Annotated in this window: 17 protein-coding genes and 1 pseudogene; 10 read left to right on the forward strand and 8 right to left on the reverse strand. The window is 63.4% G+C overall.

From position 1 onward, the window contains the following. The first annotated feature begins 1 nt into the window (after window position 1). Window positions 2-2,968, forward strand: a complete 2,967-nt coding sequence (locus ABZN20_RS03440; RefSeq protein ID WP_001138070.1) for a Tn3 family transposase — start codon at window positions 2-4, stop codon at window positions 2,966-2,968. A gap of 6 nt (window positions 2,969-2,974) precedes the next feature. Here the strand turns inward: ABZN20_RS03440 and ABZN20_RS03445 are convergent, their stop codons facing one another. Then, window positions 2,975-3,151, reverse strand: a complete 177-nt coding sequence (locus ABZN20_RS03445) for a hypothetical protein (RefSeq protein WP_367026748.1) — start codon at window positions 3,149-3,151, stop codon at window positions 2,975-2,977. Between ABZN20_RS03445 and ABZN20_RS03450 the strand changes: the two genes are divergently transcribed. Then, window positions 3,150-3,569: a hypothetical protein gene (locus ABZN20_RS03450; RefSeq protein ID WP_218806920.1), complete on the forward strand. Its 420-nt coding sequence runs from the start codon at window positions 3,150-3,152 to the stop codon at window positions 3,567-3,569. The two genes, ABZN20_RS03445 and ABZN20_RS03450, sit on opposite strands and share 2 nt — an antisense overlap. Window positions 3,570-3,600: 31 nt before the next feature. Here the strand turns inward: ABZN20_RS03450 and ABZN20_RS03455 are convergent, their stop codons facing one another. The 4 genes from ABZN20_RS03455 to ABZN20_RS03470 all read right to left on the reverse strand — a co-directional run bounded on the left by ABZN20_RS03455 (window position 3,601) and on the right by ABZN20_RS03470 (window position 6,642). Beyond that, the gene (locus ABZN20_RS03455) at window positions 3,601-4,209 is read right to left on the reverse strand and encodes a GyrI-like domain-containing protein (RefSeq protein ID WP_218806919.1); all 609 of its coding nucleotides are present in this window, start codon (window positions 4,207-4,209) and stop codon (window positions 3,601-3,603) included. Window positions 4,210-4,219: 10 nt separating this feature from the next. Next, entirely contained in the window at window positions 4,220-5,473 is a 1,254-nt protein-coding gene (locus tag ABZN20_RS03460; protein WP_367026749.1) for an RNA polymerase sigma factor, read from the reverse strand. A gap of 64 nt (window positions 5,474-5,537) precedes the next feature. Continuing rightward, on the reverse strand, window positions 5,538-6,221 hold the full coding sequence (locus tag ABZN20_RS03465; RefSeq protein ID WP_367026750.1) for a helix-turn-helix transcriptional regulator: 684 nt from the start codon (window positions 6,219-6,221) through the stop codon (window positions 5,538-5,540). A gap of 49 nt (window positions 6,222-6,270) precedes the next feature. Beyond that, window positions 6,271-6,642, reverse strand: coding sequence for a VOC family protein (locus tag ABZN20_RS03470; protein ID WP_367026751.1), 372 nt, complete (start codon window positions 6,640-6,642; stop codon window positions 6,271-6,273). A gap of 351 nt (window positions 6,643-6,993) precedes the next feature. Here ABZN20_RS03470 and ABZN20_RS03475 point away from each other — a divergent pair, with 351 nt between their 5' ends. The 5 genes and pseudogenes from ABZN20_RS03475 (at window position 6,994) to ABZN20_RS03495 (ending at window position 16,992) form a co-directional block, all read left to right on the forward strand. After that, window positions 6,994-9,093 carry a phosphocholine-specific phospholipase C gene (locus ABZN20_RS03475; RefSeq protein WP_423246426.1) on the forward strand — a complete coding sequence of 700 codons (2,100 nt, stop codon included), beginning with the start codon at window positions 6,994-6,996 and terminating at the stop codon, window positions 9,091-9,093. A gap of 100 nt (window positions 9,094-9,193) precedes the next feature. Further along, on the forward strand, window positions 9,194-10,585 hold the full coding sequence (locus ABZN20_RS03480; protein WP_367025178.1) for an IS1380 family transposase: 1,392 nt from the start codon (window positions 9,194-9,196) through the stop codon (window positions 10,583-10,585). A gap of 822 nt (window positions 10,586-11,407) precedes the next feature. Continuing rightward, window positions 11,408-12,765, forward strand: a pseudogene (locus tag ABZN20_RS03485) (IS1380 family transposase). Window positions 12,766-13,092: 327 nt separating this feature from the next. Further along, window positions 13,093-15,726 (forward strand): hypothetical protein, encoded by a 2,634-nt coding sequence (locus ABZN20_RS03490; protein ID WP_367026753.1) that lies wholly within the window; start codon window positions 13,093-13,095, stop codon window positions 15,724-15,726. A gap of 132 nt (window positions 15,727-15,858) precedes the next feature. Continuing rightward, on the forward strand, window positions 15,859-16,992 hold the full coding sequence (locus ABZN20_RS03495) for a hypothetical protein (RefSeq protein ID WP_367026754.1): 1,134 nt from the start codon (window positions 15,859-15,861) through the stop codon (window positions 16,990-16,992). A 643-nt stretch (window positions 16,993-17,635) separates the two neighbouring features. Here the strand turns inward: ABZN20_RS03495 and ABZN20_RS03500 are convergent. The 3 genes from ABZN20_RS03500 to ABZN20_RS03510 are packed head-to-tail and all read right to left on the reverse strand — an operon-like array spanning window position 17,636 to window position 19,224. Continuing rightward, complete coding sequence (locus ABZN20_RS03500; RefSeq protein ID WP_367026755.1) at window positions 17,636-18,271, reverse strand: RluA family pseudouridine synthase; 636 nt, start codon at window positions 18,269-18,271, stop codon at window positions 17,636-17,638. After that, window positions 18,272-18,931 carry a thermonuclease family protein gene (locus ABZN20_RS03505; RefSeq protein ID WP_367026756.1) on the reverse strand — a complete coding sequence of 220 codons (660 nt, stop codon included), beginning with the start codon at window positions 18,929-18,931 and terminating at the stop codon, window positions 18,272-18,274. Then, the gene (locus ABZN20_RS03510; RefSeq protein WP_367026757.1) at window positions 18,931-19,224 is read right to left on the reverse strand and encodes a nucleotidyltransferase domain-containing protein; all 294 of its coding nucleotides are present in this window, start codon (window positions 19,222-19,224) and stop codon (window positions 18,931-18,933) included. Before ABZN20_RS03510 ends, ABZN20_RS03505 begins: the two co-directional genes overlap by 1 nt. Window positions 19,225-19,365: 141 nt before the next feature. Here ABZN20_RS03510 and ABZN20_RS03515 point away from each other — a divergent pair, with 141 nt between their 5' ends. The 3 genes from ABZN20_RS03515 to ABZN20_RS03525 are packed head-to-tail and all read left to right on the forward strand — an operon-like array spanning window position 19,366 to window position 25,284. Next, complete coding sequence (locus ABZN20_RS03515; RefSeq protein ID WP_367026758.1) at window positions 19,366-20,928, forward strand: efflux transporter outer membrane subunit; 1,563 nt, start codon at window positions 19,366-19,368, stop codon at window positions 20,926-20,928. A 31-nt stretch (window positions 20,929-20,959) separates the two neighbouring features. Then, window positions 20,960-22,120: an efflux RND transporter periplasmic adaptor subunit gene (locus tag ABZN20_RS03520; protein ID WP_367027528.1), complete on the forward strand. Its 1,161-nt coding sequence runs from the start codon at window positions 20,960-20,962 to the stop codon at window positions 22,118-22,120. After that, a complete protein-coding gene (locus ABZN20_RS03525) occupies window positions 22,117-25,284 on the forward strand; it encodes an efflux RND transporter permease subunit (RefSeq protein ID WP_367026759.1) in 3,168 nt (1,055 codons plus the stop codon). The genes ABZN20_RS03520 and ABZN20_RS03525 overlap by 4 nt, the downstream gene beginning before the upstream one ends. Window positions 25,285-25,297 lie beyond the last annotated feature (13 nt).

The raw sequence follows: 25,297 nt of genomic DNA on the forward strand, positions 1-25,297 counted from the left end.
TATGCCACGTCGTTCAATCCTGTCCGCCGCCGAGCGCGAAAGCCTGCTGGCGTTGCCGGACACCAAGGATGAGTTGATCCGTCACTACACGTTCAGCGAAACCGACCTCTCCATCATCCGGCAGCGGCGCGGCCCGGCCAACCGGCTGGGCTTCGCCGTGCAGCTCTGTTACCTGCGCTTTCCTGGTGTCATCCTGGGCGTCGATGAGCCGCCGTTTCCGCCCTTGTTGAAACTGGTCGCCGACCAGCTCAAGGTCAGCGTCGAAAGCTGGGACGAATACGGGCAGCGGGAGCAGACCCGGCGCGAGCACCTGGTCGAACTGCAAACGGTGTTCGGCTTCCAGCCCTTTACCATGGGCCACTACCGGCAGGCCGTCCAGTTGCTGACCGAGATGGCCTTGCAGACCGACAAGGGCATCGTGCTGGCCAGCACCTTGATCGAGCACCTGCGGCAGCAGTCGGTCATTCTGCCTGCCCTCAACGCCGTCGAGCGGGCGAGCGCCGAAGCAATCACCCGCGCCAACCGGCGCATCTACGATGCCTTGGCCGAACCGCTGTCGGACGCGCATCGCCGCCGCCTCGACGATCTGCTCAAGCGTCGGGACAACGGCAAAACGACCTGGCTGGCCTGGCTGCGCCAATCGCCCGTCAAACCGAATTCGCGGCACATGCTGGAACACATCGAACGCCTCAAAGCGTGGCAGGCGCTCGACCTGCCTTCTGGCATCGAGCGGTCGGTGCACCAGAACCGCCTGCTCAAGATCGCCCGTGAGGGTGGCCAGATGACGCCCGCCGACCTGGCCAAGTTCGAGGCGCAGCGACGCTATGCCACCCTGGTGGCGCTTGCCATCGAGGGCATGGCCACCGTCACCGACGAAATCATCGACCTGCACGACCGCATCCTGGGCAAGCTGTTCAACGCCGCCAAGAACAAGCATCAGCAGCAATTCCAGGCGTCCGGCAAGGCGATCAACGCCAAGGTGCGGCTGTTCGGCCGCATCGGCCAGGCGCTGATCGAGGCCAAGCAGGCGGGCCGCGATCCGTTCGCCGCCATCGAGGCCGTCATGTCCTGGGATGCCTTCGCCGAGAGCGTCACCGAAGCGCAGAAGCTTGCGCAGCCCGAGGACTTCGATTTCCTGCACCGCATCGGCGAAAGCTACGCCACGCTGCGCCGCTACGCGCCGGAATTCCTTGCCGTGCTCAAGCTGCGGGCCGCTCCCGCCGCGAAGGACGTGCTCGACGCCATCGAGGTGCTGCGCGGCATGAACAGCGACAACGCCCGCAAGGTGCCCGCCGACGCGCCGACCGAGTTCATCAAGCCGCGCTGGCAGAAGCTGGTCATGACCGACACCGGCATCGACCGGCGCTACTACGAACTGTGCGCGCTGTCGGAGATGAAGAACGCGTTGCGTTCCGGCGACATCTGGGTGCAGGGGTCGCGCCAGTTCAAGGACTTCGAGGACTACCTGGTGCCGCCCGCGAAATTCGCCAGCCTCAAGCAGGCCAGCGAATTGCCGCTGGCCGTGGCCACCGACTGCAACCGGTACCTGAACGACCGGCTGACGCTGCTGGAAACACAGCTTGCCACCGTCAACCGTATGGCGACGGCCAACGAGCTGCCGGACGCCATCATCACCGAGTCAGGCTTGAAGATCACGCCGCTCGACGCGGCGGTACCCGACACCGCCCAAGCGCTGATCGACCAGACGGCAATGATCCTGCCGCACGTCAAGATCACCGAACTGCTGCTGGAGGTGGACGAATGGACGGGCTTCACTCGGCATTTCGCGCATCTGAAATCGGGCGACCCGGCCAAAGACAAGAACCTGTTGCTGACCACGATCCTCGCCGACGCGATCAACCTGGGCCTGACCAAGATGGCGGAGTCTTGCCCCGGCACGACCTACGCCAAGCTGGCTTGGCTGCAAGCCTGGCACATCCGCGACGAAACCTACGGGGCGGCGCTGGCCGATCTGGTCAACGCACAGTTCCGCCATCCCTTCGCCGAGCACTGGGGCGACGGCACCACCTCATCGTCGGACGGCCAGAACTTCCGCACCGGCAGCAAGGCCGAGAGCACCGGCCACATCAACCCGAAATACGGGAGCAGCCCAGGGCGGACGTTCTACACCCACATTTCTGACCAGTACGCGCCATTTCACACCAAGGTCGTGAACGTCGGCGTGCGCGATTCGACCTACGTGCTCGACGGCCTGCTGTACCACGAGTCCGACTTGCGGATCGAGGAGCATTACACCGACACGGCGGGCTTCACCGATCACGTCTTCGCCCTGATGCACCTCCTGGGCTTCCGCTTCGCGCCGCGCATCCGCGACCTGGGCGACACCAAGCTCTACATCCCGAAGGGCGACGCCGCCTATGACGCGCTGAAACCCATGATCGGCGGCACGCTCAACATCAAGCACGTCCGCGCCCATTGGGACGAAATCCTGCGGCTGGCCACCTCGATCAAGCAGGGCACGGTGACGGCCTCCCTGATGCTCCGAAAGCTCGGCAGCTACCCACGCCAGAACGGCCTGGCCGTGGCGCTCCGCGAGCTGGGCCGCATCGAGCGCACGCTGTTCATCCTGGACTGGCTGCAAAGCGTGGAACTGCGCCGCCGCGTGCATGCCGGCCTGAACAAGGGCGAGGCGCGCAATGCGCTGGCCAGGGCAGTGTTTTTCAACCGCCTGGGTGAAATCCGCGACCGCAGTTTCGAGCAGCAGCGCTACCGGGCTAGCGGCCTCAATCTGGTAACGGCTGCCGTCGTGTTGTGGAACACGGTCTATCTGGAACGGGCTGCGCACGCGCTGCGTGGCAACGGCCATGCCGTTGATGACGCGCTGTTGCAGTACCTGTCGCCGCTCGGTTGGGAGCACATCAACCTCACCGGCGATTACCTCTGGCGCAGCAGCGCCAAGATCGGCGCGGGCAAGTTCAGGCCGCTACGACCGCTGCAACCGGCTTAGCGTGCTTTATTTTCCGTTTTCTGAGGCGACCCCATCCTGGAGAACGTGCGGGCGGGCAATCAGAGCCCCGTCGCCATGGACCGGCTGTGAAAACGGCGAAGCCATGGCCGCCGTCCGTCCGAGCAGGTCGCCTGCATCGCCGATATCGGAACGCCATACCCGATCGACTTTGAGGTAAGCCATGAAAGTGAATCCGATGCGTCTCCTGCTCGTCACTGCCGCCGTCTTCGTGTTTGCCCTGGCTTGGAACGGCTTGATCCATGGCGTGGTTCTCCGGGATGCCAACAGTGCCCTCAGCGGGATCATCAGACCGGCATCGGAGCGGAGCTTGGGTTTATCGCTTGCGCTGACGGCCGGAATCGCTCTGTTCTTCGTCCTGAGCTACGTTCGATGCGCGCGGAACGGCGGAGTTCGGGATGGGCTTTTCCACGGACTGTCTTTTGGGCTTCTCTCCGGCCTCCTGGTGGATCTGAACCAATATCTGCTGTACCCGCTCCCGCCCTTGCTGGCAGCGGAGTGGTTCTTGTCGGGGCTGCTCGAATTCTGCCTCTACGGCGTGCTGGTGGGATGGCTGTACCGCAAGGCCGACTCTCCCGCATGAAGCGCCGAAGGCGATGTGGTATTCAAGCCCCTCACCGCATCGGTTGCCTGATGATGGTTCTCCACTTCGCCGGCTCCGCCCTTCGGATATCGCTCAGATAGATTTCGTGGTGTTTCCCGGCCTTTTCGCCGTTGGCGTCGATGAAGCCGTGCAGTTTTTCTATCGTCGGCCCTTCCGCCGAGAATGGGCCGACGTGCAGGATTTGGGCGCAGCGGCCTTCCGTCAGGGTTTCCAGGCGCAACCTTGATATCGCAGGCGGCTTCTTTTTCTTCGCCACCTCCGCAATCGCGTCGTCTACGGTTTCCCGGCCGACGAACGGCGGCTGCAGGATCATCATCGTCCATTTCCAACGGGCCTTGTCCTTCGTTGCGAACACCGACAGATCATCGGCCCACCACAGTCCTTCCAGCGGCATGACGGCGTAATCGATCGCCAGCGGCCCTTTCTTGATCATGAACTTCACCGCATAGGCCACCCCGAACAAGGCTCCCACCGCCTCGGCGTAGCTCGGTGAGGTATTCGGGTCCCCTTCCCCATCCGCCATGAGGAAATTCAGTGCGGGCACATCGAGTTGGACGGGCCCGTCGGCCGAGGCCTGATACAACGGCGCAAGCCGTTTCTTGAAATCGATTTTCTCCATGGTTTCCCTTTCAGTCCGGTAACTCGCGCAGTCTCCGCTCCAGAAACCGCCGCTCCGCGTCCTGTTTTGCGAGGGCGAGGGCATGCTGGTATGCAGCCCGGGCCTCGGCGGTGCGCCCGAGCCGCCGGCACAGGTCGGCTCGCGCCGCATGCGCCAGATGGTAGTCCGCCAATGCGCCGTCAGCCAGGATCGTGTCGACCAACATCAGCCCTGCCGCCGGACCGTCTCGCATGGCCACCGCCACGGCGTGGTTCAGTTCCACCACGGGCGAGGGTTCGGCGCGCAGCAGCAATTCGTAAAGGCCTGTGATCTGCGCCCAGTCGGTAGCGGCGGCGCTCGGCGCTTCGGCATGCACCGCGGCGATGGCCGCCTGCAGCGCGTAGGGGCCGACATACCGCGATGCCAGAGCCCGGCTTACCAGGGATAATCCTTCCGCGATCTGATCCCGGTTCCAGAGTGTGCGGTCCTGCTCGTCGAGCAGGATCAGTTCGCCCTCGGGCGAGCTGCGCGCCGAGCGCCTGGATTCGTGGAGCAGCATCAGCGCCAGCAAGCCCAGTGCTTCCGGATCGGGCAATAGTTCGATCAGCAGCCGCCCCAGGCGGATTGCTTCGGTCGAAAGATCGTGCCGCATGAGAGCGTTGCCGAACGACGCCGAATAACCTTCGTTGAACACGAGATAGACGACGCGCAGCACGGCATCCAGCCGGACCGGAAGGTCCTCGCGCGCGGGAGCCTGGTAAGGAATGCGGGCATCGCGGATCTTCGCCTTGGCCCGTACGATGCGCTGGGCGAGCGTGGGAGCGGCGGTGAGAAAGGCGCGCGCAATCTCTTCGGTGGTCAGGCCGCACACTTCGCGCAGGGTCAGTGCGACCTGCGCGTCGGGCGAGAGCGCGGGATGGCAGCAGGTGAAGATCAGCCGCAGACGGTCGTCCTCAAGGGTCTCGCCATCGAGGCCGGCCGGATCGGCCAGGTCGTCCGCGAGCTGCTCGGCGACCTCGTCCGGCAGCGCCTCGAAACGGGAGAGGCGGCGCATGCCGTCGAAGGCCTTGAAGCGTCCGGTGGACACCAGCCAGGCCCTGGGATTCGCGGGGACGCCAACCCGCGGCCATTGTTCCAGTGCCGCCCGAAAGGCGTCGTGCAGCGCTTCTTCGGCAAGGTCGAAGTCGCCGAGCAGGCGCACCAGCGTGGCGAAAACGCGGCGCGATTCCTGACGATAGATGGCTTCGATCGTACCGCGTATCCCGTCGGCCAAATCTCCACTCATCACGATTCCGCCTTTGGATTCTGCAATTCTCCGCGCACTCTCGCCCCCCGAAACCGCGTTGGAGTCACGAATTGCAGGTCATCCGCTTGATGAAGTCCTGTAGGCTTTGCCCCGCCCCGTCTTCGAAGGACTCGTTTTCCATCAGTATGGCCTGCATGCGGTCGAGCCGGAAATTGCGGAAATCCTCCCGCAATTCGCACCAACCAGCCAAGGACCAGACGTTCCCCCAGAAATAGAGGCCCAAAGGACGGATGCGGCGCCGGCTTTGTTCGCCGTCCGCACGGCAATAGCCGAAATACAGGAAACGCTTCAGATCGATGGCTTTCCGGCAGATGTCGAGCGTCACGTCGATGTCCTCGCGTTCGCCGAAGCGCAAGGAAAACAGCTTGCTGCGCTCGATGTTGGCCTTCAGTTCGGCGGGGACGACGGCCGTCACCTTGTCGAGCACCGATTGCGCGGAATGGCCCAGTTCGGTTCCGGCCCAGGACTTCACCATCCTGGCCCCGACCGCCAGCGCCTCCAGTTCTGCTGCGGTGAACATGATGGGCGGTATGTCGATGGCATGGCGCAAGGTGTAGCCGACACCCGCCTCCCCTTCGACGGGAATGCCCGACAGGCTGATATCCTGGATGTCGCGGTAGATCGTGCGCTCGGAGACCTCCAGCCGTTCGGCCAGCGCTCTTGCTGTGACCAAGCGCTTGTTGCGCAGGATTTGGACGATCTGAAACAGGCGGTCGGCGCGTCGCATCGGGTGGGCAGGCGGCCAAGGTGCGCTCGGCCGCCCGTCTCGGCAAGGTTCAAGCCGGTGAGTATAAGCCGACGCGGTTGCCTTCGCTGTCCAGGAATTGCGCGAAGTAGCCGCAGTCGCCGTCATGGATCGGCGTTTTCGGCACCAGCACGCTGCCGCCGTGCTCGACCGCGCGCTGCAGCGGCTGGCTCAAGTCCTCCCCGCCGTTGAGATAGACGACCGCGCCGGTCTGGCTGGGCTCGTAATGCTCGCCCGCTATCAGCATGCCGCTGACCGCCTGGCCTTCATAAGCGAAGATCGCCATCTGGTAACCACCCATTTCCTCGTCCTTGAACGTCGTTTGCAAGACGTCCCCGTAAAAAGCCTTGGCACGCGCCAGGTCTTTCACCGGGATTTCGAACCAGTTCGCTACGTTGCTCATATCTGTGGTCTCCTTGGAGTTGGTCGGGAGGCTGCATGGTAAGGGCCGGTTCCTGACAGCGTGGTGTCAGCAATGTTCGGCTCCGAGCCCCTGTCGAAACCGTCAGCCATCTTGCGATCCTCCCTTCCCCAGGCACGTTGAGAATGTCGACCCCAAGGAAATGCTGTAACGAATCGTTAATCAGCCTGTTTCACAGTTGACATTTTTGGCGACCTACAATTTTGTATCTGCCCAAAATCTTCCAGACCCGTAATCGGCCTGCCTGTATTGCCTGACGATTCGGCAGCCACATCGGAATGAGGCTTAGGACATTGGGCGTGGCTAAATAACAAATCCAGACAGAGGCAACCCATGGGCGATACCGATCGTCGTACATTCCTCAAGTTGATGGGTTCGGGCGCAATGGCTACAGCGATGCCGACCAGCATCGCCCGCGCCTTGGAGATTCCCGCCAACAATCGCACGGGCACCATCAAGGACGTGGAACACATCGTCATCCTGACGCAGGAAAACCGCTCTTTCGATCACTATTTCGGCGCGATGCGAGGCGTACGGGGCTTCGCCGATCCCAGGGCGGTGATGCTGCCGAACGGCAAGCCGGTCTGGCATCAGCCCAATGGAACCGGCTATCTCCTGCCGTTCCGCCCGGACGTCGAAAACGCTGGCCTGTGGTTCTCGCCGGATCCGCCCCACAGCTGGAACAACACCCATGCCGCCTGGAACTGGGGCAATTACGACCAGTGGGTGCCGAACAAGGGGGTCGCCGCCATGACCTACCTGGGCCGCAAGGACATCCCCTACCACTACGCCCTGGCGGACGCCTTTACCATCTGCGACGCCTACCATTGCTCCCTGATGGGCGGAACCGATGCCAACCGCTATTACATGTGGACCGGCTGGTGCGGCAACGACGGCCAGGGCGGCGGCCCGGTGATCTTCAACGACGAGGCCGGCTACGATTGGCACACCTATCCGGAGCGGCTGCAGGACGCCGGCATTACCTGGAAGGTATATCAGGACATCGGCGACGGTCTGAACGCGGACAACGGCAACTGGTGGGGCTGGACTTCCGATCCGTTCATCGGCAACTACGGCGACAACTCCCTGCTGTATTTCCATCAATACCAGAACGCGCAGCCCGGCAATCCGCTGGCGGATCGCGCCAAGACCGGAACGGAAATCAAGGCGCACGGCAAGGATCCGCTGATGCTGCTGGAGGACTTCCGCGCGGACGTCATGTCGGGCAATCTGCCTCAGGTTTCCTGGATCGCCGCGCCCGAGGCCTATGGCGAACATCCGATCTGGCCGGCCAACTGGGGTGCGTGGTACATCTCCCGGATCATGGACATTCTGGTTGCCAACCCGGAGGTTTGGAGCAAGACCGTCTTCATCATCAATTTCGACGAGGAAGGCGGCTACTTCGACCATATGGTTCCGCCGACCCCGCCGATGAACGACGGCCAGGGCCTGTCCACCGTCGACACCATCAATGAAATCTTTCCGGGCAACCCCGCCGATCCCAGGAATCCCCCGTCGGCCCCTTACGGCCTGGGAATGCGCGTGCCGATGCTGGTTATTTCCCCGTGGAGCAAGGGGGGCTGGGTGAACTCGGAGGTGTTCGACCATACCTCCTTGATCCGCTTCATCGAGGCACGCTTCGCGGACGAGCATCCCGACCTGATCGAACCCAATATCACCCCGTGGCGACGTGCGGTGGTGGGCGATCTCACCAGCGCCTTCGACTTCAAGAGACCCAACGCCTGGAAGGTCAGGCTGCCGGCCACCGGCACCTATCTGCCGACCGACCTGAACAAGGACGCCTACTCGAAAGAGGTACCGACCCCGCCCGTCAATCAGACGCTGCCTGTCCAGGAGACCGGTATCCGTCGGGCGCGCGCTCTGCCCTACGCACTCAATGCCCATGGCGCTCGCATCGACAATGCGTTCCGGATCGATTTCGATAACGCCGGTACGGCTGGCGCCGTCTTTCAAGTACGTTCGCGGAACAACCAGGAAATGCCTAGAACGTACACCGTCGAACCCTCCAAATCGCTCTCCGGCAGCTGGAGCACCTCGGCTGGCTACGACCTGTCGGTTTACGGCCCGAACGGCTTTTTCCGGTCCTTCAAAGGTAGCCCAAATGGCCCGGCCAATCTGGACATCAAAGCCAGCTACGACAAGGTGAAAAACGGTATCACCCTGAACATCGCCAACCTCGCAAACGGAAAGGCCAAGGTCCGCATCCTGGACAAGTACACCGGCAGGTTCACGGTGCTCGAACTGCAGAACGGCGTCGGCAGGTCGAGGCGCTGGTCGCTCGGTCTGTTCTCCGGGTGGTACGACCTGATCGTCACCGTCGAAGGCGACGCCGGCTTCGAATATCGACTCGCCGGCCATGTCGAAACCGGCAAGGACAGCATCAGCGACCCCTTGATGGGCGGGTTGATCTAGCCCGGATATTTCAAGAAAGTGGGCGAATCTCGCTTAACCAATTGATATAATTGGAGTTGCGCCAATAACGCTTCGTACGAAGCCTAAACGAGACCGCCCAATGAGTGATTCTATCCCGACCCAGCTCCGTTTTCCCACCGTCGCCGGCTTCACCGTCCGTGCCGACTTCGAAGGCGGCGCGGTGTCCAGCGACTTCGGCGCCCTCCTCCTGCAGGGCGTGGATCGGCAGACCGGATTGATCGCCCGTCTGGCCTCGGCCATTCAGGATCGCCGGCACCCTTCCTACATCGCCCACAGCTTGGCCGACCTCCTGCGTCAGCGCATCTTCCAGACCGCCTGCGGCTATGCCGACGGCAACGACGCCAACAGCCTGCGCCACGATCCCGTGTTCAAGCTGGCGGCCGAGCGGGCGCCGTTGGATGCCGACAACGCCCTGGCTTCCGGCCCCACCTTCTCGCGCTTGGAGAACGGAGTCTCCCGCAAGGACATCTACCGCCTGGCCCGCGCCTTCGTCGATGCCTTCATCGCCAGCTACACCACCCCGCCCGCGGTCATCGTCTTGGACATGGACCACTCCGAAGACCGCACCCACGGGCAGCAGGAACTGGCCTTCTACAATCACCACTACGGCAGCCACTGCTATCTGCCGCTGTTCTTGTTCGAGGGCCTCTCCGGCAAGTTCATCACCGCCGTGCTGCGGCCCGGCAAACGCCCCACCGGGCGCGAGAACGCCGCCATCCTCCAGCGGGTCGTGCGCCGCCTGCGCCAGGCCTGGCCGGATACCCACCTCGTCCTGCGCGGGGATGGCCATTTCGCCAACCCGGAGTTGATGGCCCTGTGCGAAGCCGATGCACGGATGGATTTCCTCTTCGGCCTGGCCGGCAACCAGGTGCTGACGCCCAAGGCCGAGCCGCTGCTTGCCAAGACGCGCGCCTTGCATGCGCAACGCTGTGATTTCGCTCGCCGCGCCGAACAGCCCGAGCCGGCGGCGACCCGTTTGTATGACGAGGTGGCCTACCAGGCCGGTTCCTGGCCCAAGGCCTATCGGGTGGTGCTCAAGGCCGAGGTCATGGGCCTGGGGGACAACCCGCGCTTCGTCGTGACCTCGCTCGCCGACCCGACGCCGGAGGCGCTGTACCGGGATCTGTACTGCGCACGCGGCCAGGACGAGAACTTCATCAAGGCGGTGAAGAACGATCTGGCCAGTGATCGCACCGCCGACCATGCCTTCCTCGCCAACCACCTGCGCCTGTTCTATGCCTGTGCCGCCTACAGCCTGATCCACAGCCTGCGGGAGCACACCCTGTGCCACACCGAACTGGCCAAGGCGCAGCCCATGACCCTCATCCTGAAGCTGTTCAAGCTGGCGGTGCGGGTGGTGCAGTACAAGGACCGGATCAAGTTGCACTTGCCGAGCGCCTGTCCGGTGAAGGCGCTGTTGCACCGGGTCACCGAGATACTCTATCTCGTCCGACCACCGGCCATGGCCTGAAGCGCGCCGTCACCCTCAACCGAGGAGGATCCGGCAGGACTCGGAGGGTTGATTGCGTCCAGTGTCTGGATTCCGGCCACCACCCCCGCGAAAAGAGGCAGGTCGAGGGGCTGCCCATGCCTCATGGGGGGCGTAGGTCAGTTCGGTGGACTAAAAAAATAGGCAGCTGGCCAAGCTATCGGGCGCAGGGGGCATTTTTATGAAACATCCGGGCTAGTCCGCAGTCTGAGGAAGAACAAGCAGTCTTGTCATTTAAGCCTGTCGATCGTCCGTAGTGTGCCCAGAGGCGACAGTCGGGCCTTCCCCATCGAATGGCCGCTCACTGGCCAAGTCCTGCCCTTGATCTGCCCGGAATGTGGGGGGCATGCGACCTCATTGCCTGTGTCGCCGAGCCGGAACCGGTCCGGCATATCGTCGCCCACATCGGCGAGCCGACCGCCCTGCCGCCGATTTCACCGGCCGGATCCCTCCGGTTGAGGACGCCTTCGATTGGGATCAAAACTCTGCCAACGATCCGGAACCGGGCGAGCCGGTCCCGGACTTTGAATACGATCAGACCATAAGCTGGTAATTCGCGCGCCAGCCCGCCCCGCTATTGAGGGGCCGACCGGAACCGCTTTACCTGACAGCCAGGTTCGGCCGCGTCCCGGCACCTCTGTGGCACCCCAAGCATCACGCTTTCGCGCATCCCCGCTTGCAACCTCGTTTTCAGGTTGCCCCAAAAACCGCGACGGAATTTTTTGAGCAACAAAAAACCTCGCTGGATGAGTAAGATAGCGTTGTTAGAGACGTTTTTCTCATCACCCAGGAGGGTTTGCGGGCCTGGTGTCACAGACGGTACTGCCCTTCAAGCTGGAGACGACTCAGGACACGATTACGGCGCAGGCGGGGTTGATTTTGTTTGGTGAGTACCTGCAGGCCATGGGTTTGCCGAGTCAACTCGACCGGGAGTTGCCCGGACCGTTGAATCCTTGGGCTATAAGCCATCAGTCTATGGGGTATCGTTGGTGCTGATGCTGCAAGGCGGGGGGCGATCGCTGGAGGACTTGCGGATGTTACGTGGTGACGAGGGCTTGCGGACGCTGCTGAACCTGACGGCGTTACCGAGTAGCGATGCGGCGGGGGACTGGTTGCGGCGGATAGGGGCGGGCGAAGGACTGGCCGGCTTAACGCGGGTGCAGCGTCGGCTGCTGCAAAAGTTGCTCAGGAAAGAGTCGCGCCGTGAATACACGCTGGATATTGATGCGACGCAGATCGTGGCCGAGAAAGAGGCGGCGAAGTGGACCTACAAGGGAGAGAAAGGTTACCTGCCCCGGGTGGGCACCTTGGCGGAGAACGGCCTGATCGTGGGGGAGGCGTTTCGCGACGGCAATGCGGCGCCGGCTTCGGGCAATCTGGAATTCATCCGTTATTGTGAGCAGCAGATGCCCGAAGGCAAGCGGATCGTGGCGGTGCGGGCCGACAGTGCAGCCTATCAGGCAGCGATCTTCAATGCGTGTGAAGAGCAGAAGCAACACTTTGCCATTGGCGCGGACCTGGACGCGACGGTGAAAGCGGTCATCGCCGAGATTCCCGAAGCGGCCTGGGTCAAATGGCGTGATGCCGAGATCGCCGAGACCGTGCACAGCCTGGCCAAGACGAACAAAGCCTTCCGTCTGATCGTAATCCGTCGCCCCCCGCCAGGCGATTTGTTCGACGCAAATGCGCCGTGTTACCGCTACACGGCGGTGGCCAGCAACCGCATCGAAAGCGCCGCCGACACGCTGGAATGGTACGCCCAGCGGGGCGAAACCAGCGACAAATCGGTAGGATTGCCGATTTGCACGCGCAGCGCCCGAAGGGTGCGGTATAGGGACATACCGCATGATTACCGGATCAAGGAACTCAAACTCGGTTTCGGCATGGAACGGATGCCCTGTGGCCAACTCACCGCCAATGCCGTGTTCTTCCGCCTGGGCGTGTTGGCCTACAACCTGTGCCAGGGCTTCAAGCGCTGGGTCTTGAAAAAGGAGTGGCGGCAACACCAGGTACAGACCTTACGCTGGCGCCTCTACCAGATCGCCGGCAAGCTAGTGCGCCATGCCGGCCGGATGATGCTCAAAGTTCGCGACAACGTCATCGAACTGTTCGAGCACATTCGGATGCAGTGTTGGCTCCTGGCGAATGAAGGGGAGACGTAGCCTGGTCGTCCGGACCGGCCCTCCCTCTCAGGGGTTCAGAAGCCCCCCGCGAGTGGGGTCTGTCGGAAATTTGGGCTGACGACCATTTCGCTCCGCCAATAGGGGCTAACACGCCCGATAGTCCACGTTCTGCGCATGGGCCTCACGCCCGAGCGCAAAAAGACGCCCCAAACAGGGCCGGAGGCGGCCGCTCAAATTTACTGTCGCGGATTTTGGGGTTGCACAATCGCTTGACGGCATTTCCTCCCCACCGCATCATTCGGCCGAAATGGGCGATTCCGCCCGTTGGATTTCCTCTTCCTATCCTCCGGCCGTTGAAGGAGCACCATGGATCCACTCGAGAATTCCGCACGGCAAGTCTTGAAGGGGACGCTCGTTCCGCTCAAGGTTCCCGAATCAGCCAACAATTCTCATGGGCTGTTCAAGATGGCTATGGTGAATACCCTCGGGATCGCTCGTGGCGAGACGGATGCGGTGCGAGAGCATCTCGAGATTCCCGCTCGCGTGTCGCCGCAGAGCGGAGAGGTGCGGCGAGTCTCCGACGCGACGCTTGGGCTCATTCGCTCGTTCGAGGCCCCTCTCGTTCCAGCCTTGCGACCGGGAATTTCCGCGATCACTGCCGCGCCGGCAGGCGAGCTCGCCCAGTTCGCCAAAGCACTCGTCGCGTTGAGGGCGGAACGCGTCAGAACAGCCCAGGCCAACCGCCTGCCAGACGAGACGCTCGGCAGGATGATGCAGGCGCTGAACGCAGCCGTAGTCGCCGCACGTGCGTTCGACACCTACACGGCAGCTCAGCCGATCGGCATGCTGAACCTCGAACGCATCGAGATGGTGCCCGCCGGAATCGAACGCGGCGAGCTCGTCGCCACCATTCCGCTCGCGCCTGACGAAGAGACCGCGGTAACGCACAAGGAGTGGTCGGTCACATCCCAGGAGTTCACGACCATCGTGACCGATTCGCTCGAGCAAACGAGCGAAACCGGCGTCACCGATAACACCGATTTGTCGCAGTCGACGACGTCGCAGAATCAGCATGCGACGCAGTTCAACATCACAGCGACCGTGCAGGGAGGTATCCCGATCATCAGCGGGTCCACGACGACAGGGTTCAGCGTCCAAGACTCGACATCGCAGTCGGCAACCGACAGCATCAAACACGCGACGTCGATCACGGAAAAGGCGTCATCCCGATCGCGCCGGGAGCACAAAACGACGATTTCGACGACAACGGTCACCGGCGCCTCGGAGACGTCGACGCGAATGCTGAAGAACACGAGCCCGACCGACGCAATCCGGATCGATTACTTTAGCCTAATGCGGAAGTGGCGGGTGCGCTTGTATCGCTTTGGACTTCGCTTGACCTACGACATGGTGATCCCTGAACCGGGCGCGTCGATGCGGCGCGCCTACGTTGAGCTCGAGACGCTCCGAAGTCAACTCGGCCCGTTCGTGTTCAACCTCAGCTACACCGAAATCAGTCCGGCGGTCGTCGATCAGAAGTGGAACCCGGCACCGCCGGGCCCTCAAGCCAAACCGAAGTACATCTGGCTCGCCGAGCGATACGGGGCCGCAGTCCGGCCGTACCCTGCCAATCCCGCGCCGATCATCAAGAACATCACAGGTGCGGGCAACCGGAGCTGGAGCTACATGGGGCTTCCCTTCAACGTTCCGGCAGGAACTCGCGTGAAAGCCTTGTATGTAAGTGCTCTGATCGGGAACAACGACGGCGAGTGGCCTTGGCTACGTGTCATCGGCGCCAGGAACGAGCCTACGTGGGAGGACGAGAACAACCTCGAGCTCCATGACGCCAAGGTGTTCGCGAACGACGGCAGCGACTATCTGAAGGGCGCGACCGGCGAGCAGAATGTTCTCTTCTGGATGTGGCACTCGGATTCTCCGGCGATCAGTTTGAAAGTCGATCTGGAAATCGCGCCCGAGACGATCGAGCTGTGGCAAGCGGAGGTGTGGACCGCCCTCTACAACGCCGCCCAGGCCCGGCATTTCGCTCAGCAGCAGGAAATCGCCGCTCGGATCGGCGCCATCGAGGAGCGGTTGGCGAACGTCGACACCCTCACGCTGCGCCGCGAGGAAAGCGACGAGATTATGAAGAACGTGCTGAAGTTCGTTCTCGGCACCGACTTCGACCTGATGCCCGATCCGGTCCAGAAAGCCTTCCAGGCCGAGGCCATGGATCTGGCACACGGAATCGCCTTCGACGACGCGAGCTTATCAGGTCTCAACCTGAGCCAGTGGACCATTCTGCGTCAACACGAGGAGATGGTTCGCTTCATCAACCAGGCGATCGAGTGGGAGAACGTCGTCAGCTTTCTGTATTCGTACTTCTGGGACGTTCCACAGAGCTGGCCGTTCATCCGCGGTTTGCGTCATCCCGATGCCACACGCCAGGCGTTTCTCCGTGCCGGCAGCGCGCGCGTCGTGCTCACCGTTCGCAAAGGCTGGGAGGCGAAGTGGATGAAATTCGTGCAGGACGGCTCGATCGACGCGGACATTGCTCCGGCGACCACCGGTCCGTATCTGTCGATCGCGCAGGAGATCGCGGCCTACGACGATCGCAACTATCCGGGCATTCCGCCCGCTAACCCTGCCCGGTCGGCGGTCCGTCTGCACGATGCCGTGTACACGACATGCGACGAGAATATCGCTCCTGGCTCCGGCGTGAACATTGCAGTCGCCAGTAGCACGGGATTCGTCGTTGGCCTGCAGGTCGTTCTCGACGCCGAGGACAGTCGTCATGTCCAGGAAGTCGCCTTCATCACGGAGATACCGGACCCGACGCACATCGTCGTCGACAAAGTCGTTCACGCACACACCGGCGCGACCACGCCGCTCCCGGTTCTGCAGCCCGGCGACAAAGGCGCGCTCATCGCCGAGTGGTTCGAGTACACACCATCGTCGGGTACGGACATCGCGATCACCTCGAACCTTGCGACGATCGCTTGAAAACATGGTGACGTCGAGGCCGGGCGGCAAAGTCGTGAGCGAGGGATTGGCGTGAGCTGTGGCGGCATCGCCTGGTGGCGCTCACCAGATTTCGTCGCGCTCCTCGAGCGCCACGGTACTGTCGAGCACCTCGTGGTGCAGTTCGACTTCCTGGTGCAAGTGCAGCGCGATGCGCGCGCTGAATTCGCGATCCCCGGCTCCAGCAAGTCGACCAGCGGCCAGACCGGTTTCGCCGATATCGTGTCGATCGCGACCGGAGAGATCTGGGAGATCAAGCCCGAACGCCTCGAGGACAATGCCGTAAAGGAGGCGTCTCGCTACGCAAAGTTCGCGAAGGTTGCCTGTGGCTCGCAGTGGCGGCCCGGAACGTCGTACAGCACCACCAATCTATTCGGCGGCGGCGGTGTCGTCTATCGGCTCGAAGGCAACGGCAATAAAGCGGAACTGATTGCGTACCAGGGGCGTCCGGGGGCGGTGCTGTACAAGTGGCGGATCAATGGCTCGGAAGTCTCGAGCTTGATCCCCTACTTTGCCTGGGCTCTTCGCCAGCAGATCGTAAAAGACTATTTCGCGGTGGGCCAGCCGCAGCCTTTGCCGGGCGCCAAGCCGCCGAACAACCTTCCTCCACCAAAATACAAGCCTCCCGTGCTGACGCCGGACGGTTGCATCCCGCAGCTCGGTCCATTGCTTCCGGAGTTTATCAGAAGCATCCGCAGCATCTGTGCACAGACGGTTCTCGACGGCAGTTCGGTCGCGATTCTGCTGAACAGCGCGGTGTTCAACGCCATCTTCGGACCCGGCATCGTCGCGAACCAAATCGCGGTGATGCAAGTGAAGGCGGACCCTGTTCAGGCGCTGCAGAGAACTGCGCTCACGATGCTGATCGCAACCGTAGGAATACCCGGTGCGATTGCGGCGGGATGGTTGGTGGTGGAAGCTCTCCCGCTGGCGGCAGGTGTGATCGGGCTCGTGGTTCGCGTTGGCGGAACGGTCGCTGCTGGAGGGGAAGGCGCGCTCGGCAGTCTTTTCAGCGGACTGAGTAACGCCGTCGCCCGAACCGCGGTCACCGTCGGGTCAGCAGTGGTTGCGTTTGTCATTCCGCGGGCAAGTATGGCGGATTCGAAAACCCCAGTCGCCTTTGATGTGTCGATCGCGAAGTTTGTCGTCATCCCGCCCGGACGACCGGCGCCGCGAGTTGGGCTGAGCGTGAACGCGGACGGAGGCGACTGGGTTGTCGCTGGGCTTGCCCGTACGCCACCGGACTGACGATCGCCGCGATCAATCGGTTCGAAGTGTGCGGATCGGAGAGATCGCGGCCGCGCGCCTGGCCGGGATTACGGCGGCGAAGAACGCGCAGCTCGCGAGCGACTCTGCCGTCTCGTAGCACTTGTGAGGGCATTTCACCCGAAGCGCAACATTCGGTCGAAATGGGCGATTAATCCCGTAGGATTTCCTATCCATCATCATGGGTACAGCCCACCCCGCCCGACAACGCAAGCGGGGCAGCCGTCAGTTCTCGTCTTCGGTCTCATCTCCGGTCTGCGGATCCCAGCTTGGCAGATGCGACTTCTTCAGCGATCGCGCGAGGACACGAGGACAAGCGGGGTCTGTTCTCACATTCCAACATTCCATCGAGGAGAACGGGATTTTGCGGGAACTAAGACAGGTTGCAGTCAAGCTTCTGGGGCCAACGCGAACGACAGATATGCATTCCACTGCTGCCGCTTAGAGCAGAAGCGTCGAGGTCCGCAATTGGCCGCAAGCGGGCATTGATCTGTCTGAAAACATCTGTTTGGCGACAAACCAGCCACAACCTATCCCAGTGGAGGAAAGTTCGGCTTAGAAGGCTGGCGGCCGGTCTTCTTGGTCTTTCCCTCGCGGGGTCGGTGTCAATCCTGCCGAGTCCCCATCAAAACGGCACCGGGCTTTCGAATTCGAGCCATTCGCCGCTCACCGGATGGTGGAGTCCCAGACCCTTGGCGTGCAGCAGCAGCCTGCCGGCCCGGGATTTCGCCGCTTCGTGCCCGTACAGCGGATCGCCGAGCATGGGATGCCCCAAAGCGGCGAGATGGACCCGCAGCTGGTGGGAGCGCCCGGTGACGGGTTCGAGTTCGACGCGGGTGGCATCGGTTTCATGGCCCAGGATTCGCCAGCGGGTGAGGCTGGGCTTGCCGTGCAAAGGATCCACCTTTTGCAGCGGCCGATTGGGCCAGTCGAGGACCAGGGGAAGATCGATGCTGCTCCAGCCGTCCTCGGCGTCCGGCCGCGTGCTCAGAATGCCGAGCACCACCGCTTCGTAACGTTTGACCACTTCCCGGCAGGCGAAGGCCCGGCTCAGGATGCGCTGCGCCGCCGGTCCGCGCGCCATGGCCATCAGGCCCGAAGTGGCCATGTCGAGGCGATGCACGATGAGGGCGTCGGGAAACCTGGCCTGAGCCCGTCCGCTCAGGCAGTCCTGCTTGTCGGGGCCGCGCCCCGGTACCGAGAGCAGGCCGCTGGGCTTGGAAAGCACCAGCAATGCGGCGTCGGCGTGAACCAGTTCCATTCAGCACAGCTCTTCACAGGGAATGCCGTCGCCGTCCCGGTCCAGACTCTTGACACCGCAGCGCAGCAGATAGAAACGCGCCTCCTCGCAGGAAACCATCTCGGCGCAACGGCGCTTGGCGCCGCATTTGGCGGTGCTTTTCGAGGGAGAACGCTGGAACCGGGAGGCGCCGGTTTCCGCCCGATGGCGGAACCGCCACGGTGGAACCGGGTGAGGCCGCGACCAAAGTCCCCGCCTTTCCTTCCGTGCATCCTCTTCGGCACGGAAATAAGCCTGATCGGCGGCGTACTGCCGGTACACCCAGGCCATTCCGCGCCGGACCTGCTCCAGGCTGGCGTCGGTCCCATCCCTCCACACCCGGCCCACCACGCGGCCGTACCGGTCCGCGTCCACCCCCTCCACGGTCACCGTCCTTCCCAGCAGCAGTTCGGACAGCGATTGTCTGGACGCCTGCCAGTCCGCCTGTCCAAATTCCGGTGCGTCGATCTGCACCAGCCGCACTTGAACTTCGCGCTGGCCGGCATCCACGACGGTGATGGAGTCGCCGTCCAGCACCGCCGACACCTGTCCGCCGAAACTCGGGCCCGCCTGAGCGGACGCGGCCTCCAGCACCAGGCTGGCGATCAGTGCGGCGACGGAGGAACGTCGAAAGATGCGCATCACCTGGCCGCGTCGCGCAGGAACAGCGCGCGGCTGAACTGCAGAAATTCGTCCAGATGTTTCTCGATGACGCTGATGGTGATGGTGATGGGCAACTGCAGGCTCCGGTCATCGTGCACGGCGATGTTCGGAATGGCGGCGTCGGCGTAGCCCGCCACCAGCACAGCCAGGTCGAGGTCGCTGTCGGGCCGCGCATCGCCGCGGATACGGCTGCCGAATGCATAAACGGCAAGCAGCTGGGGCAAGCCGGATTGCAGGGTTCGGACGATCGACGTGCGTTGTGTGCGGGTCATTGGAGGCCATTTTCCGCCAGCCGCCGCCGGATCGTCCATCCCGCCGCGAAAATGGCCGCCAAGCACAAAGCGAAATATTCCGGTTGACATCCAAACACTTGTTTCGTATCTTCGATTCAAACATACGTTTGAATTACCCGAATGAATTTCTTGAATCAGCCGGACTATCACAATTCGAGCCGCGAACGCGTGCCGCAATCCGCAGAGCTGGTTCGCACAGGACAGCGCGCCCGGGGCGAGGCGCCGCGCCGTGTCCCGCGCCTCTTTGCATGCTTGCTCGGCGCGGTGTTTACCGCCTGTTCGCCGGTGGGTCCGGACTATCAACGCCCCGACACGGCGATGCCGGACCGCTGGCACGAAGCCAGGCCGCCGGCGGCGGCCCCGTCGGAAGCGGTCGGTGCGGATTGGTGGAAAGCCTTCGGCGATCCGGTACTGAACCGGCTGATCCGGGAGGCGATGGTCGCCAATCTGGATCTCAAGCAAACCTACACCCGCATCCGCGCTGCCCGCGAACAGCGCCTGGTCGCCATCGCGAACGGTCTGCCGATCGTCTCCAACAAGGAGAGCCTGAGCCGGCGCCTCAACAATGCCGGCCAAAGCGGCGCGGGCGGACAACCCGGCGGCATCGGTTTCGGCAACAACATCGACATCTTCCAGCTCGGGTTCGACGTCCAATGGGAGATCGACCTGTTCGGCGGCATCCGGCGCTCGATCGAAGCGGCGGAAGCCAACCTCGAGGCCGAAGTCGAAAACAGCCGGGCAGTCCTGGTCACTCTCCTGGGCGACGTCGCCCGCGCCTACATCGAAATGCGCAGCAACCAGCACCTGCTGGACGTCAGCCAGGCCAACCTCAAGCTCCAGCTCGAGACCGCCCGGCTGATGCGTATCCGCTACCAGGCCGGCCTGTCGGACTCTCTGGAAGCGGTTCAGGCCGAAGCCCTCGCCGCGCAGACCCAGGCCCAGTTGCCGGTGTACGAAACCGCCCGCAAGCAGTCCATGCACCAGCTCGAATTGCTCCTCGGCAAGACCCCCGGCGCATTGCAGGCCCTGCTCGATCCCGAACAGCCGGTGCCGTCGGCGCCCGACCGTATCCTGCTCGACCTGCCCTCGGAGCTGCTGCGGCGCCGACCCGACATCCGGCTGGCCGAGCGGCAATTGGCCGCCGCCACGGCGCAGGTCGGCGTCGCTACGGCCGATCTCTATCCGAAGTTCAACATCGCCGCCTTCCTCGGCTTCCAGAACATGAAGATCACCGACGTCACCGCCTTGAGCAAATCCTGGTCGGCTGCCGGGACCTTGACCACCCCGATATTCAACTGGGGCAGGATCCAGGCCAACATCGACGCCAAGGAGGCCCAGCAGGAGCAGAGCTTCCTGGCGTATCAATCCACCGTGCTCGGTGCCTTGAAGGACGTGGAGGGCTCCCTGGTCGCCTACGCCCAGGAAAAGGATCGCAGGACGGCCTTGGAGCAGGCGGTGGAATCGAACCGGCTGGCGCTGAAGCTCTCCAAGGAGCGTTACCGCTCCGGGCTCACCTCGTTTCTCAACGTGCTCGATTCCGAGCGGGCGGTTTACTCCGCCGAGAGCGATCTGGTGAGGAGCCAGGCGAACGTGGCCGCCAACCTGGTGTCGCTGTACAAGGCTCTCGGCGGCGGCTGGGAAACCGCCCTGATCGATCCGGGCAAGCTGGCCGGCGGAAGCTGAATCGGCCCCTCATTCAGGAGAATCCTTGACCGTGAAGAAAGATGTCCATTCCTGGTCCAAATCCGTGGCTCGAACTTTGGCCGCGATCGGCCTGTTCCAGCTCGTCGGCTGTGGCGGCGGCGAAGGCGGCATGGCGGAACTGCCGACACCGAAGGTGGAGGTGAGCCGGCCGGTACGGCGGGAAATCCTCGAAACGGACGAGTACACCGGCCGGTTGCAGGCCGTGGAGTCCGTAGAGGTCCGTGCCCGGGTTTCCGGTTACCTCGAGAAAATTCTTTTCACGGACGGCAGCCGGGTCAAGAAAGGCGATCTGCTGTTCGTCGTCGACCCGCGGCCCTATGTGGCGCAGCTCCAGCAGGCGCAGGCCGGACTCGAGCGGGCCAGGTCGAGGCTCAAGCTGGCGCAGAACCATCTGCAGCGGGCCGAGAGTCCGCTGAAGGAACAGGCGATTTCGGAGGAGGAATACGATACCCGCCACCAGAGCCTGGTTCAGGCCACGGCCGACGTCGAATCGGCCAAGGCCGAAGTCGACCTGGCCCAGCTCAACGTCGAGTTCACCCAGGTCCGCTCGCCCATCGAGGGGCGCATTTCCCGCAGGCTCATCACCGAGGGCAACCTGGTCACGGCCGATTCCACGGTGCTGGCCGGCATCGTTTCGGTCGATCCGATGTACGTCTATTTCGACGCCGACGAGCGCGCCCTGCTCAAGTATCGCCGTCTGGAAATCGACGGCAAGAGGAAGGACGGAACGCCGCTCGAAATGGGGCTCGTGGACGAGCAGGGCTACCCGCATCGCGGCTATCTCGACTACGTGGACCCGAGAGTCAACGCCGACATGGGCACCGTGAGCGCCCGCGGTGTCATCGCCAATCCCGACGGACTGATGGAGCAGGGGCTGTTCGCCAGGGTCCGGATTCCCGGCGGCAGCCGCCACCAGGGCTTGCTCATCAGCGACCGGGCGATCGCGATGGATCAGGGCAAGAAATACGTCATGGTCGTGACCGCCGACAACCGGGCGGAATACCGTCCCGTCACCACCGGGCGGCTGCATGACGGCCTGCGCATCGTGTCGGGCGGTCTGTCGCCCGAAGACTGGGTGATCGTCAACGGGCTGCAATTCGTCCGGCCCGGCGCGCCGGTGGAGGCCACCCGCATCGACATGCCGGGCGCGAAGCCAGGGGCGGCCCGATGAAGTTCGCCCATTTCTTCATCGACCGGCCGCGGTTCGCCATCGTCCTCTCCGTCATCACCGTGCTGATCGGCGGAATCGCGATGTTCGCGCTGCCGATCGCGCAATACCCGGAGGTCGTGCCGCCGACCATCGTGGTGTCGGCCACCTATCCGGGCGCCAATCCCAAGGTGATCGCCGAAACCGTGGCCGCCCCCATCGAGCAGGAAGTCAACGGCGTCGAGCGCATGCTGTACATGTCCTCGCAGTCGACCAGCGACGGCCAGATGCAGCTCACGATCACCTTCGAGATCGGCACCGACATGGACATCGCCCAGATGCAGGTGCAGAACCGGGTCTCCAACGCCTTGCCGAAGCTGCCGGAGGACGTCCGCAGGCAGGGCGTGACGACCAAGAAGTCTTCGCCCGACATCCTGCTGGTCATCCATCTGGTCTCGCCCAACGAGCGCTACGACCAGCTTTATCTTTCCAACTACGCGCTGCTCAACATCCGCGACCGGATCCTGCGGCTGCCGGGGGTGGGCGACGTCAGAACCTTCGGCGCCGGCGATTACAGCATGCGGGTCTGGCTCGACCCGACCCGGATCGCGGCCTTGAACATGACCGCGGGCGACGTCGTGCGCGCGATCCGCGAACAGAACATCCAGGTGCCGGCCGGCGTGATCGGCCAGCCGCCGCTGGACGGCAGCCCGGACTTCCAGCTCAACGTCAACACCATGGGGCGGCTCACCAGCGTCGAGCAGTTCGGCGCGATCATCGTCAAGTACGGTGAAGGCGGCAGCCTGGTGCGCCTGCGCGATGTGGCCCGGATCGAGCTGGGCGCCAACCGTTATTCCTTGCGCAGCCAGCTGAGCAACGAAGACGCCGTCGCCATACCGATTTCGCTGCGGCCGGGCGCCAATGCCCTGGACACGGCCAAGCTGGTCAAGAGCACGATGCAGACCCTGAAGAAGCGGTTTCCGGAAGGGGTGGATTACCGGATCGTCTACGACACCACCATCTTCGTCGAGCAATCGCTGGATGCCGTCACCCGCACTTTCTTCGAGGCGCTGGCCCTGGTGGTGCTGGTGGTGCTGGTGTTCCTGCAGACCTGGCGCGCCGCCATCATCCCCCTGCTGGCGGTGCCGGTCTCCATCGTCGGGACCTTCGCGGTCATGGCGGCCATGGGGTATTCGCTGAACAACCTCTCGCTGTTCGGGCTGGTGCTCGCCATCGGCATCGTCGTCGACGACGCCATCGTGGTGGTGGAGAACGTCGAGCGTCACATCGGCCTCGGGCTTTCGGTCAAGGCGGCGGCGCGCCAGGCGATGCGCGAGGTGACGGGGCCGATCGTCGCCATCTCGGTGGTGCTGGGCGCGGTGTTCATTCCGGCGGCCTTCGTGGCGGGCATCAACGGCCAGTTCTATCGCCAGTTCGCCGTCACCATCGCCGCTTCCACCCTGATCTCCGCCTTCAATTCCCTGACCCTCAGCCCCGCCCTGGCCGCGGTCCTGCTCAAGCCGCACCACGCCCGTGAAGACCGCCTGAGCGTTTGGATCCACCGCCTGTTCGGCTGGTTCTTCCGCTGGTTCAACCGCGGCTTCGATGCCAGCTCCAGCGGTTACGCCAAGCTGGTCAAACGGCTGCTGCGGCTGTCCGGCGTGGTCCTGGCCTTGTACGCCGGTTTGCTCGCCTTCACCGGTTACGAATTCAAGCGGGTGCCGGCCGGGTTCATTCCGATGCAGGACAAGGGTTACCTGGTGGTGTTCGCACAGCTGCCGGAGGCCGCCTCGCTGGAGCGGACCGACGCCGTGCTGCACCGGGCCTCCGAAATCATCCTGGCCCAGCCGGGCGTGAAGGGAACGGTGGCCTTTCCGGGCTTTTCGGTCGTCAGCGGCGCCAACACCTCCAATGCCGGCACCATCTTCGTGCCCTTGAAACCGTTCGAGGAGCGGGTGGCCCAGGGCCTGTCGGCCCAGCGCATATTGGGCGAGCTGCAGCCCAGGCTCGGCGGCGTGAAGGAGGCCTTCATCGGCATCTTTCCCCCGCCGCCGATCCTGGGCCTGGGCAGCCTGGGCGGCTTCAAGCTGCAGATCCAGGACCGCGGCAACGAGGGTTTCGATACGCTGAACGGCGCGCTGCAAGCCGCCCTCAACGCGGGCCGGCAGACGCCTGGACTGGCGGGGCTGTTCACCAGCTTCCAGAACGACGTGCCGCAGCTCTACGCCGACATCGACCGGGTCAAGGCCAAGTCCCAGGGCATCCCGCTGTCCGAGATATTCGACACCATGCAGATCTATCTGGGATCGCTCTACGTCAACGACCTCAACCTGTTCGGGCGCACCTTCCAGGTCACGGCCCAGGCCGACGGCGAATTCCGCCGCGAGCCCGAGGACATCGGCCGGCTCAAGACCCGCAACGCCGCGGGGGACATGGTGCCGCTGGCGGCGCTGATGGCTGTGAGGGAAATCAGCGGCCCGGACCGGGTGCTCCGCTACAACATGTACCCCGCCGCCGAGATCAACGGTTCCCCCGCGCCGGGCGTCAGCTCGGGACAGGCGATCGCCCTGATGGAGGATCTGGTGAGGAGAACCATACCGCTGTCCATGGATTTCGAATGGACCGAACTGACCTACCAGCAGATCCTGGCGGGCGACACCGCCGTCTACGTGTTCGCCCTCTCGAGCCTGCTGGTGTTCCTGGTCCTGGTAGCGCTGTATGAGAGTTGGATCCTGCCTTTGGCGATCGTGCTCATCGTGCCCATGACCCTGATGTGCGCGCTGGGCGGAGTGTGGCTGCACGCCGGCGACAACAACATCTTCACCCAGATCGCCCTGCTGGTGCTGGTCGGGCTTGCAGCCAAGAACGCCATCCTGATCGTCGAATTCGCCAAGACCCGGCGCGAGGAGGGCGTGGATGCACTGGCGGCCGCCATCGAAGCCTGCCGGCTCAGGTTCCGGCCGATCCTCATGACCTCGTTCGCGTTTATCATGGGCGTCTTGCCGCTGATGTTCGCCACCGGCGCGGGAGCCGAGATGCGGCAGGCCCTGGGGGTGCCGGTCTTCTTCGGCATGCTGGGCGTGACGGTGTTCGGCCTGCTGTTCACCCCGGTGTTTTACTATGTCCTGCAAAGGATCGCCGACCGGAGCCATGGCCGCGCCGCGCTGGCGCCAGCCGGCGAGGGATGACATGCATGTCGCC

It is taken from the genome of Methylococcus sp. ANG, assembly GCF_040730495.1.
In the GTDB taxonomy this organism is placed as follows: domain Bacteria; phylum Pseudomonadota; class Gammaproteobacteria; order Methylococcales; family Methylococcaceae; genus Methylococcus.

Coding starts and splice junctions, on each gene's coding strand:
- ABZN20_RS03440 (WP_001138070.1), top strand. CDS start 2: ATGCCACGTCGTTCAATCCTGTCCGCCGCCGAGCGCGAAAGCCTGCTG.
- ABZN20_RS03450 (WP_218806920.1), top strand. CDS start 3,150: ATGAAAGTGAATCCGATGCGTCTCCTGCTCGTCACTGCCGCCGTCTTC.
- ABZN20_RS03445 (WP_367026748.1), bottom strand. CDS start 3,151: ATGGCTTACCTCAAAGTCGATCGGGTATGGCGTTCCGATATCGGCGAT.
- ABZN20_RS03455 (WP_218806919.1), bottom strand. CDS start 4,209: ATGGAGAAAATCGATTTCAAGAAACGGCTTGCGCCGTTGTATCAGGCC.
- ABZN20_RS03460 (WP_367026749.1), bottom strand. CDS start 5,473: ATGAGTGGAGATTTGGCCGACGGGATACGCGGTACGATCGAAGCCATC.
- ABZN20_RS03465 (WP_367026750.1), bottom strand. CDS start 6,221: ATGCGACGCGCCGACCGCCTGTTTCAGATCGTCCAAATCCTGCGCAAC.
- ABZN20_RS03470 (WP_367026751.1), bottom strand. CDS start 6,642: ATGAGCAACGTAGCGAACTGGTTCGAAATCCCGGTGAAAGACCTGGCG.
- ABZN20_RS03475 (WP_423246426.1), top strand. CDS start 6,994: ATGGGCGATACCGATCGTCGTACATTCCTCAAGTTGATGGGTTCGGGC.
- ABZN20_RS03480 (WP_367025178.1), top strand. CDS start 9,194: ATGAGTGATTCTATCCCGACCCAGCTCCGTTTTCCCACCGTCGCCGGC.
- ABZN20_RS03490 (WP_367026753.1), top strand. CDS start 13,093: ATGGATCCACTCGAGAATTCCGCACGGCAAGTCTTGAAGGGGACGCTC.
- ABZN20_RS03500 (WP_367026755.1), bottom strand. CDS start 18,271: ATGGAACTGGTTCACGCCGACGCCGCATTGCTGGTGCTTTCCAAGCCC.
- ABZN20_RS03505 (WP_367026756.1), bottom strand. CDS start 18,931: ATGCGCATCTTTCGACGTTCCTCCGTCGCCGCACTGATCGCCAGCCTG.
- ABZN20_RS03510 (WP_367026757.1), bottom strand. CDS start 19,224: ATGACCCGCACACAACGCACGTCGATCGTCCGAACCCTGCAATCCGGC.
- ABZN20_RS03515 (WP_367026758.1), top strand. CDS start 19,366: ATGAATTTCTTGAATCAGCCGGACTATCACAATTCGAGCCGCGAACGC.
- ABZN20_RS03525 (WP_367026759.1), top strand. CDS start 22,117: ATGAAGTTCGCCCATTTCTTCATCGACCGGCCGCGGTTCGCCATCGTC.